Raw genomic sequence first — 14115 nt, 5'->3', positions numbered from 1 at the left:
CCCGCAGCCGACTGTCGCCCCGAATTCAGGGGCAAAAGCGTTGTTGCAAAAACTGGTCTACGCGTGGCCCGTTAAGTCGGTTGTGGGCGCAAAACCGTCATCCCGCCTCAGGCGGCAGGCGGTCAAAGCATCGCGCCCGTATGCGGCGATAGCGCTTTTCGCTGGGGTGATCTTGCTCGCCGGCGGACTGACGGCAAGCTGGCCCAAATTTGATTTGGGCCTCGTAGCCGCTCTGGCCGGAACCGCGTTGCTGGTCGCGGGCGCCGTCGCCGGTATTCTGATATCTCACCCCTGGACCGAGATCGTCGCCCGTGGCGCGCGATTGCGCAGACGCGACGGCATCCGGAAGTTTGAAGAAATTAAAGATGCGCATTGGCAGTTGTCCGACAGCGCCATTCGCTATCGCCAATTTCTCGATGCTCAACGTGATTTTGTCGTTCGCCGCTCGCTCGATGGCCGCTTGAGGTTCGCGAACCGCGCCTTCTTTGACGCCTTTGACATCCGCGCCGAAGACATCATCGGCTCGAAATACCGCCCCCCCGTCGTCAGGACCGAGCCACTCGCAGGATCGTCCTCCTCGGGCACGCGTACGCTCGAACTTCTGCGGACGCGCCACGGCAAGAGATGGATTGCGTGGGAAACGAGCGAAGTCAGAGGCGAGACCGGCGAGATCGAAGTTCAAAGCGTAGGACACGACGTCACCGTCGCGCGTGAGATTGAGGAAAATCTCAAAGACGCCCGCGACCGCGCCGAAGCCGCAAGTAGAGAAAAATCGCGGTTCCTCGCTGCGATGAGCCACGAAATCAGAACGCCGATGAACGGGATCCTCGGCATGCTGAGCCTGATGCGCGATACGCGCCTCGATGCCGAACAGCAGACGCATGCGCGCATCGCTGAAGAGTCGGCGCGTGCTTTGCTGATCCTGCTCGATGACATTCTCGATTTCTCGAAGATCGAAGCCGGAAAACTCGATCTCGCAAATGAAGACTTCTCGCTGCAGAGCTGTATCGCCCTGGCGATGCAGCTCATGACGCCGGACGCCGCCGCGAAACAACTCGCGTTCACCTGCACGATGTCCCGCGATGTGCCCGAATGGGTGCGTGGCGACGAGATGCGCGTCCGCCAGATCGTCCTCAATCTGCTTTCAAATGCCGTGAAGTTCACCAACACCGGCGGCGTTGCCGTGAGGACCGGGTTGGCCCCGGATAAGGCAGCCGGGTCTGAAGGCGCGGTGCGTATCGCGATCGAAGTCGCCGATTCCGGCATCGGCTTTTCTTCCGACTCCGCAGACCGGCTCTTCGACGAATTCGAGCAAGGCGAAACCGCGACGAGCCATCCGGGTGGCGCGGGCCTTGGCCTCGCGATTTCGAAACGGCTCGCCCAAGCGATGTCCGGAGAGATCGTCGCCAGCGGCGACCCTGAAAAGGGCGCCATCTTCACGGCTGTGTTGGAACTCCAGCGCGGAGGTATTCCGGGTGACGCTGCCGTGGGATCGTTTTCGAGCGCCAGCGAACGATCCGGCGACGAGGGCCACTGCGAACGCCGGCGCCCCTTCAGCGTCCTCGTCGCCGAAGACAACCGGATCAACGCCCTGCTCGCCTGCAAGGTCATCGAGCGCGCGGGGGGCAATCCCACGGTCGTCGAGGACGGACGCTCCGCGATAAGGGTCGTCTGGGAAACGCTCGAGCGCAAACGCCCGGCATTCGACCTGATTCTGATGGATCTCCTGATGCCCGACATCGACGGCCTGACCGCCACGAAGTCGATCAAAGCTCTCTATTTGGAGCGAAAAGCCATCGGCCCTTCCTGCCCGCCGATCATCGCATTAACCGCGAATGCCTTCCCCGAAGACCGCGAGCGCTGCCGCATGGCCGGAATGGACGACTATCTCGCGAAGCCGTTCGACGCCCGCGATCTCCATGATTTGCTGCTCAGATGGACGGCCCCCTCGCGTGACGCGGTGACCCCGGCCGCCTGACGGGCATTCATCGAATCTAAAAACTGTCACGGAATCGTGGTAGCGCCATCTCAGGAACTGAGGAAGGATGCGCGCACTATGTGGCAGTCGATCGCAGACCGGGGTAGACGGCGGCCGGGCATGCCCGGGAAGTTTCCGGCAGCGCTCGCAGCATTCGGCGCCGTGAAGACGCCGGCGCTTCGCCTCACCGGATTGGCCCGCGACATCGAACCCAAAATCTACGGCCGCGTCGGCAACCTCGAGGTTCGACTAGCCCGCACATGGTCGGAAATAAAGCTCGCGCAGCGCCTTCGCTATCAGGTTTTCTACGAAGAAATGTCGGCCGTGCCGACGAGGCTCGCGCAGTTTCGCCGCCGCGACGAGGACGCCTACGACGCGCTTTGCGATCACCTTCTCGTTGTCGATATCGATCAGACGAAACCGGGACGCGCCGGACGCCCCGAAAGGCCGAAGGTCGTCGGCACCTATCGTATCCTTCGCCAGGAAATTGCCGAACGCGGCCCCGGATTCTATTCGGCAAGCGAATACGATATTGCGCCCCTTCTACGGCGCAAATCGTCGACGCACCGGTTCATGGAACTCGGCCGTTCCTGCGTTCTCTCGCCCTATCGCAGCAAACGGTCGGTTGAACTTCTGTGGCACGGCCTTTGGACGTACGTCCGCGAAAATCGTATCGACGTTATGATCGGATGCGCGAGCTTCGAAGGCATCGACCTCGACGAACACAAAATGGCGCTGAGCTTTCTTCACCACCGGGCATTGGCTCCCGCTGAGTGGCGCTGCCGCGCAAAGGATCATCTCTATATCCCGATGAACCGTATGCCCGAGGCCGACCTCGACCAGAAAGCCGCGTTGAAGGCGATGCCGCCCCTTATCAAGGCTTACCTGCGTCTTGGCGCGTACTTCGGCGACGGCGCCGTACTCGACAAGCAATTCGGCACGACCGACGTTCTCGTCATCATGCCGGTCGCCAATATCGATCCGCGCTACTTCGAGCACTATGGCACGCCGAACGAGACAAAGAGCCGGATAGCCGTCGACGCCTGAGGTGTCGACGCCCGGGCGGCCCGCGCATCCGGCTTTACGTGCGGCCGGCGCCGTAGGCTGCGAGCGCCGCCATATTGACGATATCGGCGTCGGTCGACCCGAACGTGCAGATCTGCACCGGATGCGAAAGACCGACGACGATCGGCCCGATGAGCGTCGCGCCACCGAGCTCTTTCAGCATCTTGGTTGAAATCGATGCGGCGTGAAACGCCGGCATGACGAGAACGTTCGCCGTGTCCGACAGACGGCAGAACGGATAATGATCCATAAGCGAGCGATTGAGCGCGACGTCGGCAGCCATATCCCCGTCGTACTCGAAATCGACAAGACGCTCGTCGAGAATACGCACCGCCTGCCGAACCTTCTCCGTGCGTTCGCTCTTCGGCTGGCCGAAATTCGAGTAAGCGAGCAGCGCCACACGCGGCTCGATACCAAAGGCACGTGCGGCGCGCGCGGCTTCCACGGCGATATCGGCGAGCTGCTCTGCAGTCGGCATGTCATGGATGCTGGTGTCGGCGATGAGAACGGCGCGGCCGCGGTTCAATGCCAGCGAGACGCCGATCACGTGACGTCCCGGCTTTTGATCCATGACGCGATGAACATCGGAATAGACGCTCGTCCAGTTGCGCGTCACACCGGAAACCATCGCGTCCGCATGGCCGTGCGCCACCATCAACGCGCCGAACACATTGCGCTCGTTGGTGACGAGGCGTTCGCAATCGCGCTTCAGATATCCCCGCCGCTGAAGACGCGAATAGAGAAAATCCGAGAACTCTTCGAGAAACGGTGACGCCGTCGTGTCGATCAAAGCGAATTCTTTTCGAAGCGGTATGCCGAGTTCGCGAAACCGCTCGGTGACGATCTTTTTCGAACCGATCAGGATCGGCTGCCCAAAGCCCTGCTGCAGAAACGTGTTGGCCGCGCGAATGACAGCGTGATCTTCGCCCTCGGCGAAGACAACGCGTTTCGGATCGCTGCGAACGGCATCGAATGTCGATTGCAGCCAGCTTGCGACGGGATCGAGGCGGCCCCTCAACCTTGCGACGTAGCCTTCCATATCGACGATCGGATTGCGCGCCACGCCGGAATCCATTGCGGCTTTCGCAACGGCCGCCGAAACGTGCGGCAGAAGCCGCGGGTCGAACGGCGCGGGAATGATGTACCCCGGCCCGAACGTCGGACGTTCTCCGAGAAAGGCTGCCGCGACCTTGTCCGGAACCTCGGCGCGCGCGAGCGCCGCGATGGCTTCCGCTGCGGCAATCTTCATCGCGTCGTTGATCGTCGTCGCGTGAACGTCGAGCGCGCCGCGAAAGATGAAGGGGAAGCAGAGAACGTTGTTGACCTGGTTTGGATAGTCGGAGCGGCCCGTCGCCATGATCGCGTCGGACCGGACAGCCTTCACTTCTTCCGGTGTAATTTCCGGATCGGGGTTTGCCATCGCGAAAATGATTGGCTTTGGCCCCATCGTCGCGACCATCTCTTGCGAAAGCACACCCGCCGCCGAGAGCCCGAGGAAAATGTCGGCGCCTTCAATGACCTCCGCCAGCACCCTCGCATTCGTCTTCTGCGCGAAGGGCGCCTTGTAGATGTCCATGAGTTCCTTGCGGCCCTCATAGACGACGCCTTCGATATCGCAGACGGTGATGTGTTCGCGCTTGACGCCGATCATCACGAGCAGATTGAGACAGGCAAGCGCCGCAGCACCCGCGCCGGCACAGACGAGCTTCACGTCGCCGATGTCTTTCTCGACGACTCGGAGACCATTCAGGATGCCCGCCGCAACGACGATCGCCGTCCCATGCTGATCGTCATGGAAGACCGGGATATCGAGCAGCTCTTTGAGTTTCTCCTCGATGACGAAACAGTCGGGCGACTTGATGTCTTCGAGATTTATGCCGCCGAACGAGGGTCCAAGATAACGAACTGAGTTGATAAAGGCCTCGGGATCGGCCGTGTCGACGAGGAGATCGATGGCATCGAGGTCCGCGAACCGCTTGAACAGCGCCGCCTTGCCTTCCATGACCGGCTTTGCAGCCAGCGCGCCGAGATTGCCAAGTCCGAGAATGGCCGTGCCGTTCGACACCACCGCGATGAAGTTGCCTTTGCTCGTATAGGCATATGCGTCCCGTGGGTTCTCCGCGATCGCGAGAACCGGAATAGCAACGCCCGGAGAGTAAGCAAGTGACAGATCGCGCTGCGTGGCCAGGGGCTTCGTCGGCGTAATCTCGAGTTTGCCGGGCTTGCCGCCCGCGTGAAAGGCGAGCGCTTCCTGAGCCGTAACTTGGGCTGCGCGATGAAGGGAGGCCATGTTGTTGGACCGTTTATCGATTTTTGCGGGCGGCATTTGCTGCTGAACCACACATCAGGGGAAAAGTGCCGGCACGATAGGTTGCAGCAGGCGAGACAGCAACCTATGCATATCCGACGCTTCGATCGGGGCGATGGAGCGTCTCACGCTGCGCCATCGATCAAGGCCAATGGGGCAAATTGAAACGTAGTCACTTGATGTCCAGAACCGACGTGCAGCGCAAGAGCAGGCCACCCGAATCGGAGCCGCCGGCGACAGCCGAAGTGTCGCACAGCGAAGGTGAACCGGCCGTCTCTTACGAGGCGACGCCGTCGATGGCGCAGTACCTCGAAATCAAGGCAGCAAATCCGGACAGTCTCCTTTGGTACCGCATGGGAGACTTCTACGAGCTATTCTTTGAAGATGCGGTTACCGCGTCCGAAGCGCTGTCGATCGTTTTGACGAAGCGCGGCAAGCACAGGGGGAACGACATCCCGATGTGCGGCGTCCCCGTGCACCGGGCCGACGAATATTTGCAGCGTTTGATTAAGAAGGGGTATCGCGTCGCCGTTTGCGAGCAGCTCGAAGATCCCGCTGAAGCGAGAAAGCGTGGTGCCAAGGCTGTCGTCAAACGCGATGTCGTGCGCCTCGTCACGCCCGGCACGCTCACTGAAGAAGCGCTTCTCGACGCCAAAGCCAGCAATTACTTGACCGCCGTTTTTGGCTCGTCATCCGGCGCAAACGACCCGGCCCAAACGCGCGTCGCGCTCGCCTCACTCGACATCTCGACGGGTGAATTCGAAGTGGCCGAGATTTCCGCCCTCGATCTCGCCGGCGAGCTCATTCGCTTAGCGCCGAGCGAAGTGCTCGCCCCCGATACGCTGCTCGCCGATCAAACATTCGTCAGGGCGGTTGAATATTCGGGCGGCAAGACGACGCCGATCCCCTCCGCATATTTCGACAGCGCTGCAGGCACACGCGATCTCAAAGCCTGCTTGGGCGTTGCCGATCTCGCAGGCTTCGGAGGGTTCTCGCGCCGCGAGCTGGCGGCGATCGGCGCAGTTCTGAAATACGTCGACCTGACTCAAATGGGCCAGAAGCCGCTCATTCACGCCCCTCGCCGTACCGGCAGCGCCTGCCTCTTCATCGATGCGGCGAGCCGAACGAGCCTCGAATTGGTGAAGTCGTCATCCGGCGACAAGTCATCGTCGCTGCTCGGCGCCATCGACCGGACGATAACCGGCGCAGGCGCCCGCGAATTGCTTGCACGAATCTCGAGTCCTCTCACCGATCCTCTCGCAATCGAAGCGAGGCTCGACGCCGTCAGCTGCTTGCTTTCCAATCGCCGCCTGATGGATGACCTCCGCTTCCTCCTCCGCGGAACGCCCGATCTCGCACGCGCCTTGCCGCGACTGGGTTTCGGACGCGGCGGCCCTCGCGATTTGGCAGCCGTGCGCGACGCCCTGGAGGCAGCCGGCGAAGCTGCCACCATGCTGACGGCGGCGACAGGACCGCTGCCACTGCCGCCCGAACTTCAATCGATCCGCTCGCGTCTTACAGCGGTCCCGCCGTCGCTCGCTTCGGCGCTCGACAGAGCTCTCGTCGAAGATCCGCCGCTTCTCAAACGCGACGGGGGCTTCGTCAAAGACGGCTACAACGCCGATCTCGATAGGGCTCGCGCATTGCGGAACGATAGCCGCCGCGTGATGGCGGATCTCGAAGCGCGCTACATCGAAGAGACAGGCGTCAAGACGCTTCGCGTCCGCCACAACAACATCCTCGGCTTCTACATCGAGGTGACACAGCTCAACGCCAAGCCGCTGCTGTCACCTCCTCTGTCCGAACGCTTCAGACATCGGCAAACGATGGCCAACGCGGTGCGATTTGCGACCACAGAGCTGCTCGAAATCGAAGGCCAGATCGCATCCGCAAGCGAACGCGCGCTGAGCTTGGAACAGGAAATCTTCGCGAGCCTCGCGCAACACATCGGAGCGGCAACGGAGGCGCTCGGCGCGGCCGCAGGCGCACTTGGCGAACTCGACGTCTATGCAGCGCTCGCATCTCTGGCGCTCGAACAAGGCTATGTGCGGCCGATCACGGACCAAAGCTCGGCATTCGAAATCCGCGGCGGCCGTCACCCTGTCGTTCAGCAAGCCCTGGCGAAAAGTGAAGGCGCGGCTTTCATCGAAAATGACTGCGTCCTAGGCAGGGGCGGAGCAGCAGCGCCCCCCGGCTTCGACGAGCTGCCGGACGCCCGCATATGGCTTGTGACCGGCCCGAATATGGCCGGCAAATCGACCTTCCTCCGCCAGAACGCCCTCATCACGGTAATGGCGCAAATGGGCTCGTACGTGCCCGCACGATCCGCACACATCGGTATCGTCGACCGGCTATTCTCGCGCGTCGGCGCGTCCGACGACCTGGCGCGCGGACGCTCGACCTTCATGGTCGAAATGGTCGAAACGGCCGCCATCCTCAATCAGGCGACGGAGCATTCCCTCGTCATTCTCGACGAGATCGGCCGCGGCACCGCGACGTTCGACGGGCTATCCATCGCTTGGGCAACCGTCGAATACCTGCACGGAATAACCAAGGCGCGGGCGCTCTTCGCCACCCACTATCACGAGCTGACCGCGCTTGCGCGACGCCTCGACGGGATCGCAAACGTCACGATGGACGTTGCCGAATGGCAGGATACCATCGTTTTTCTGCATAAAGTTAAGCCCGGCGCCGCCAACCGCTCGTACGGTATCCAGGTCGCGAAGCTGGCGGGCCTGCCGGACGCCGTTGTCACCCGGGCCCGTCAGGTTTTGGAGCGATTGGAGAAGGCGGATCGGCGTCCGCGCGTCGACAATGAAGGGATCGACGATCTACCTTTGTTTTCAGCAGCGCGGCCGACGGGCGCAGCCACGGCCAATGAGCCTTCAGCCGTTGAAAAGCTGCTCACCGCCATGCATCCTGATGAATTGTCGCCGAAGGCGGCGCTCGAAAAGCTTTATGAACTCAAGGCCCTTGCCGAAGCCCAGAAGAAGACAAAGCCTTGACCGACGAAACATTCAGTGTGCTGGTCCCCCCGCCTTACTTCGATACGGTCGCGGCGCGTCGCGAACTGACCGCGCATTTCAATGCGAGTCCGTCACCATTTGAAGCACGGCCCAAGGTCCTCGACAGCCTGAAGACGATTCTCAAGAACGCCCGGGAATCTGCGCGAACCGCGCTTGAAGCCGACGGCAACGGCAGACGATGCGCCGCCGGCCTGAGCCTGTTTCAGGACGAGATGATCAGGCTGATCTACGATTACACGGTAACGCACGTCTATCGCGCGACCAACCCGTCCGACGCCGAGCGAATGGCAATCGTGGCGACAGGGGGCTACGGACGCGGCCTCCTCGCGCCGGGCTCCGACATCGATCTCCTGTTCCTGCTCCCCTACAAGCAGACGCCATGGGGCGAGAGCGTCGCCGAATACATGCTCTATCTGCTTTGGGATCTGGGCTTCAAAGTCGGGCACGCGACGCGCACCGTCGAACAGTGCCTGAAGCTCGGCCTCGCCGATATCACGATCCGAACGGCACTCCTCGATTCCCGCCTCATCCTCGGAGACAAGCAGCTTTTTGCCGAATTCGAGGATCGTTTCCGCTCTGAAGTCGTCGCCGGCACGGCACGCCAGTTCATCGACGCCAAGATGGCCGAACGCGACGAGCGAACGCGGCGCGCCGGTTCGAGCCGTTACAAGGTCGAACCGAACATCAAGGACGGCAAGGGCGGCCTCCGCGATCTGCATACGTTGCATTGGCTGTCGAAATACATCTTCAATCAGGACGTTGGCGCCGCGGCCGTCGAAGCCGGAATATTTACGCCCGAAGAGGTGCAGACCTTCCGCCGCTGCGAAGATTTTCTCTGGCGCGTTCGCTGCTTCCTGCACTTCCTGACGGGACGGGCCGAAGAGGTTCTGTCGTTCGAGGTGCAGCCCGCAATGGCACAAAGCCTCGGCTATACGTCGCGTGAAGGGCTGCGCGCGGTCGAACGCTTCATGAAGCATTATTTTCTCATCGCAAAAGACGTCGGCGACCTGACGACGATCCTCTGCGGCGCGCTCGAAATGCAGCAGCTGAAGACGTCGCCCGGCTATAAGCGCCTGCTCAATCCCCTGAGCTGGAAGATGCGGCGCGAAGTCCGCCAGAAAACCGATTTCCGCATCGACAACGATCGGCTGAACGTCGCCGACGCCGATGTCTTCGTCCGCGATCCGGTCAATCTTATTCGCTTCTTCGCGCAGGCCGCGAACACGGGCGCCTACCTCCATCCGGATGCCATTCGTCTGCTTCGCGGTTCGCTTCGACTGATCGACGACAAGCTGCGGCATGATCCCGAAGCCAACAGCATATTCCTCTCGCTGCTGACCGCGCATGGCAATCCGGAAGCCTCGCTCCGGCACATGAACGAAGCCGGCGTGCTCGGCCGCTTCCTGCCCGAGTTCGGCCGCATCGTCGCGATGATGCAGTTCAACATGTATCATCACTACACGGTCGATGAGCATCTATTGCGAACGCTCGGCAACATCGTTGCCATCGAGCGCGGCGATCTTGCAGCCGAGCTGCCGCTCTCGACGGCCGTCTTCTCCTCACTTCAAAATCGCCGTGCCCTGCTCGTTGCGGCTTTCATTCACGACATCGGCAAAGGCCGCAAGGAAAGCCACTCGACGGTCGGAGCACGCATCGCGCGCAAGATCTGCCCGCGACTGGGCATGACGGCGGCAGAAACGGAACTCGTCGCATGGCTCATCCAAGAGCACCTGACGATGAGCAACTTCGCGCATTCGCGCGACATATCCGATCCCGATACGATCCGCGCGTTCGCCAACATCGTGCAAAGTCCGGAGCGCCTGAAAATGCTCCTGCTGTTGACCTCCGCCGACATCATGGCCGTCGGCCCGGGCGTCTGGAACGGCTGGAAAGGTCAGCTCCTGCGCACGCTTTATCACGAAACCGAACCGCTCGTTGCGGGCGGCCATACGCAAGCGCCGCGCGGTGAGCGGATCGAGGAGGCGCAGACGGCCTTGCGCAACGCCCTCTTCAACTGGCCGGCGAGCGACGTCGACAACTTCATCGCACGACACTATCAGAACTATTGGCTGCGGACCGATCTGGCGACGCAAATCGAGCATGCGAACGTCGTGCGCGATGCCATGCGTTCGCACACGAAATTCGCGACCGCGATCAAAACCGATTCCTTTACCGCGATAACGGAGCTGACGGTCTTCGCCCCGAACCATGCGAGGCTTCTCTCGCTCTTCGCCGGAGCTTGCGCTGCAGCCGGCGCCAATATCGCCGGCGCGCACATCACGACGACGCGGGACGGCTTCGCACTCGACACGTTTCTGCTCAATCGCGAATTCCCTGACGACGAGGACGAGCTTCGCCGTGCACGTCGCATCATCGATACGATCGAGCGGCTGCTGAACGGCAAGGAACAGCTAGCGGGGCTCCTGCAAAAGCGGCGCTCAGGTTCGAGAGGCGTCGAGGCCTTTACCGTCGAGCCGGAGGTCGTCATCAACAACGCCCTCTCCGATCGCCTGACGGTTCTCGAAGTTTCCGGCCGCGATCGCCCGGGCCTCCTCTACGAATTGACATCCGCCCTCTCGGATCTGTCTCTCGATATCGCTTCGGCGCACGTGACCACGTTCGGCGAAAAGGCCGTCGACGTGTTTTACGTGACCGATCTGGTCGGCAAGCAGATCGTCAACGAAGCGCGCCAGAACGCGCTCCGGACGCGGCTGCAATCCGTTCTCGATCCGGACACCGATCCTTTGAAAACTGCATCTGAACCCGCCCGCGCCTAACGGACGCGGCGAATGTCCTCGGAAAGCCGGAAATGGGACAAATGCAACGAGGCCTCGACGTGACTTGTCGGCCACTCGTCACAATTGAGGCCGTCCGACCATCAAAATGCCGGATGTCTGCCGGCCTAAGCCGGTCTAAGAGGGCAGCCTGCTGCCTTTGGCAAAACGCGAACCGTAAGCCGTTCAATCGATGAAACTCTATAAATCGTTCGCGACCGTCGGCGGCTTGACCCTTCTGAGCCGTGTATTCGGCTTCATGCGCGACATCCTGATCGCAGCGACCCTCGGCTCCGGATGGGTGGCTGATGCCTTCGTCGTCGCCTTCCGTTTCCCCAACCTGTTTCGCCGGCTGTTCGGAGAAGGCGCCTTCAACTCCGCCTTCGTGCCGATATTCGCCAAGAAGCTCGAAGGCGACGGCAAGGATGCAGCCCGCAGGTTTGCCGAAGACGCGATGGCGGGGCTTCTCTTCATCCTGCTGATCGTCACGTTCGTTTCGGAAATCGCCATGCCCGTGCTGATGTACGGCTTGGCGCCGGGCTTCGACGCGAACCCAGAGAAGTACGATTTGGCCGTGCTCCTGACACGGATCACGATGCCGTATCTGCTGTGCATGTCGATCGTCGCTTTGATGTCGGGCGCGCTGAACTCCGTCGGGCGCTTCGCCGAAAGCGCATCGGTTTCGATCGTGCTCAACGGCGTCATGATGATCGCGACGCTCATCGCGTTGTGGTACGGCTACAAGGCGGGCCCCGAAGCCGGCATCATCCAGGCATGGGGCGTCTTCGCGGCAGGCTTCCTTCAGCTGGCGCTGCTGATGTGGGGCATGCACCGTGCGGGCATGCATCTCTCCATCCGCCGGCCGCGGCTGACGCCGGACGTGCGCAAGCTCGTGCGCCTCGGCATCCCCGGCGTTATTTCCGGCGGCGTGACACAGCTCAATATCGCAATTGGAACCGTCATCGCGTCGCTCCAGCCGGGCGCCGTTTCCCACCTCTATTATGCAGACCGGATATACGAATTGCCTCTGGCGATCGTCGGTATCGCCATCGGGATCGTGCTGCTGCCCGACGTTTCGCGCCAGCTCAGATTAGGCAACACCGCAGGCGTGATGGACAGTCAGAACCGCTCGCTGGAATTCGCGCTCCTGCTGACGATCCCGGCAGCTCTCGCCCTCGTTGCGATCCCGACTGACATTACCCGCGTACTCTTCGAGCGCGGCGCGTTCGGCCCCGAGGACACCAAAGTCACGGCATCGGTGCTGGCGTTGTTTGCGCTCGGCCTTCCCGCATTTGTGATGATCAAGGTCTTCTCGCCAGCCTATTACGCTCGCGAAGACACGGCGACGCCGATGCGTTACGCAACGATCAGCCTCACGGCAAACACGATCGGCTCTATCGCGCTGTTCTTCCTGTTGCGCCATCTCGGCATGATGCCCCAGCTCGGCATTGCCATCGCCACCACCCTCGGCGGCTGGCTCAACGCCTATCTCCTGTGGTCGACCTTGCGGCGTCGCGGCGACTTCATTGTCGACGCGCGGATCAAGCGGAACATTCCGCTGATCCTGTTTTCGAGCGTTGCCATGGTGGTCGCCCTGCTGGGCACGAGCCACGTCCTCGCGCCTCATCTCGATCACGGCGGCGGGTTTTTCATCAAAGCGTCCTTCCTGGCGCTTGAGATCGGTGTCGGACTGGGGGTTTTCGGCTTTTTGATTTTGGCCACGGGCGTCATGTCCATTGGCCAGCTCGGCCGCCTGACGCGGCGCCAAAACTAGCGACGAGAACTAGCAACAGGAACGAGCCAAAAGCCTTCGCTCTTGCGCGGCGAGCCTCCGCACGCGATAAGGCCGCCGGATCCCTTCAACACGGTACGTACTCCAATGAAAATCACGCCGCGCGTTTTCTCCGGCATGCAGCCGACCGGCAGCTTGCATCTCGGCAACTATCTCGGCGCGATGGTCAACTGGATCAAAATGCAGGAGACGCACGAGTGCATTTATTGCGTCGTCGATCTGCATGCGATCACCGTGTGGCAGGACCCGGCTGAACTCAAGAACGCGATCCGCCAAGTTACGGCTGCCTATATCGCTGCCGGTCTCGACCCGAAGAAAAGCATTCTCTTCAATCAATCGCAGGTCAGCGCCCACGCTGAGCTCGCCTGGGTCTTCAACTGCGTCGCCCGCCTCGGCTGGCTGAACCGCATGACCCAGTTCAAGGAGAAGGCCGGCAAGGACCGCGAGCAGGCATCCGTTGGTCTTTACGCCTACCCGAACCTGATGGCCGCCGACATCCTCGCTTACCGGGCAACGCACGTTCCCGTCGGCGAGGACCAGAAGCAGCATCTGGAGCTTGCCCGCGACATCGCGCAGAAGTTCAACAACGATTTCTCGGCCTCGATCATCGCCGAAGGCTTCGCGGACGGAATTTTCTTTCCCCAGCCTGAGCCGGTCATCACGGGCGCGGCGACACGGGTCATGAGCCTGCGCGACGGCTCGAAGAAGATGTCGAAGTCCGATCCGTCCGACCTCTCGCGGATCAACATGACGGACGATGCCGACACGATCGCCAAGAAAGTCCAGAAAGCGAAGACCGACACCGAGCCGCTGCCCAGCGAGGAAGGCGGCTTTACCGGCCGCCCGGAAGCGGAAAACCTGATCGGAATCTATGCGACTTTGGTCGACAAGCCCGTCGACGCCGTGCTGGCCGAATTCGGCGGTCAACAATTCTCCGCGTTCAAGAAGGTTCTGGCCGACGCGCTCGTCGCGAAGATCGAACCCATCGCAAACGAGATAAAGCGGCTGACCGGCGATCCGGCCGAGATCGATCGTATTCTCGCTGACGGATCTTCGCGGGCGCGGGAAATCGCGACCCCCATCATGGGCAAAGTCAAGGACATCGTCGGCTTCATCAGAAGCTGACGAATTCACCGGCACTGGCCGTTGCAGCGATTGCCGAGGAATGGCAG

At 61.5% G+C, this 14115-nt stretch carries 7 protein-coding genes; 6 read left to right on the top strand and 1 reads right to left on the bottom strand.

The window, feature by feature from the left end:
* Positions 1 to 40 precede the first annotated feature (40 nt).
* Together AACL53_RS21090 and AACL53_RS21085 are read left to right on the top strand one after the other, a co-directional pair.
* Complete coding sequence (locus tag AACL53_RS21090) at positions 41 to 1978, top strand: PAS domain-containing hybrid sensor histidine kinase/response regulator (protein WP_339086616.1); 1938 nt, start codon at positions 41 to 43, stop codon at positions 1976 to 1978.
* Positions 1979 to 2056: 78 nt separating this feature from the next.
* Positions 2057 to 3025 carry a GNAT family N-acetyltransferase gene (locus AACL53_RS21085; protein WP_339086615.1) on the top strand — a complete coding sequence of 323 codons (969 nt, stop codon included), beginning with the start codon at positions 2057 to 2059 and terminating at the stop codon, positions 3023 to 3025.
* A gap of 34 nt (positions 3026 to 3059) precedes the next feature.
* Here AACL53_RS21085 and AACL53_RS21080 read toward each other — a convergent pair whose 3' ends face one another.
* Positions 3060 to 5333 (bottom strand): NADP-dependent malic enzyme, encoded by a 2274-nt coding sequence (locus AACL53_RS21080; protein ID WP_339086614.1) that lies wholly within the window; start codon positions 5331 to 5333, stop codon positions 3060 to 3062.
* A gap of 197 nt (positions 5334 to 5530) precedes the next feature.
* On the opposite strand from AACL53_RS21080, the gene mutS reads away from it, so the two are divergent.
* The 4 genes from mutS (at position 5531) to trpS (ending at position 14068) form a co-directional block, all read left to right on the top strand.
* Complete coding sequence (gene mutS, locus AACL53_RS21075) at positions 5531 to 8356, top strand: DNA mismatch repair protein MutS (protein ID WP_339086613.1); 2826 nt, start codon at positions 5531 to 5533, stop codon at positions 8354 to 8356.
* Positions 8353 to 11154: a [protein-PII] uridylyltransferase gene (locus AACL53_RS21070; protein ID WP_339086611.1), complete on the top strand. Its 2802-nt coding sequence runs from the start codon at positions 8353 to 8355 to the stop codon at positions 11152 to 11154. Before mutS ends, AACL53_RS21070 begins: the two co-directional genes overlap by 4 nt.
* Positions 11155 to 11344: 190 nt before the next feature.
* Positions 11345 to 12925: a murein biosynthesis integral membrane protein MurJ gene (gene murJ / locus AACL53_RS21065; protein WP_339086610.1), complete on the top strand. Its 1581-nt coding sequence runs from the start codon at positions 11345 to 11347 to the stop codon at positions 12923 to 12925.
* 105 nt (positions 12926 to 13030) lie between these two features.
* On the top strand, positions 13031 to 14068 hold the full coding sequence (trpS, locus tag AACL53_RS21060; protein ID WP_339086609.1) for a tryptophan--tRNA ligase: 1038 nt from the start codon (positions 13031 to 13033) through the stop codon (positions 14066 to 14068).
* Positions 14069 to 14115: the final 47 nt, after the last annotated feature.

It is taken from the genome of Hyphomicrobium sp. ghe19, assembly GCF_902712875.1.
Taxonomy (GTDB): Bacteria; Pseudomonadota; Alphaproteobacteria; order Rhizobiales; family Hyphomicrobiaceae; genus Hyphomicrobium_B.
Note: the sequence above shows the minus strand (reverse complement) of the source record. Positions and strands in the feature narration are given on the sequence as shown.

Bases quoted from the DNA above. Each gene is read 5' to 3' on its own strand.
- AACL53_RS21085 (WP_339086615.1), top strand. From the start codon at position 2,057: ATGTGGCAGTCGATCGCAGACCGGGGTAGACGGCGGCCGGGCATGCCC.
- AACL53_RS21080 (WP_339086614.1), bottom strand. From the start codon at position 5,333: ATGGCCTCCCTTCATCGCGCAGCCCAAGTTACGGCTCAGGAAGCGCTC.
- mutS (WP_339086613.1), top strand. From the start codon at position 5,531: ATGTCCAGAACCGACGTGCAGCGCAAGAGCAGGCCACCCGAATCGGAG.
- murJ (WP_339086610.1), top strand. From the start codon at position 11,345: ATGAAACTCTATAAATCGTTCGCGACCGTCGGCGGCTTGACCCTTCTG.
- trpS (WP_339086609.1), top strand. From the start codon at position 13,031: ATGAAAATCACGCCGCGCGTTTTCTCCGGCATGCAGCCGACCGGCAGC.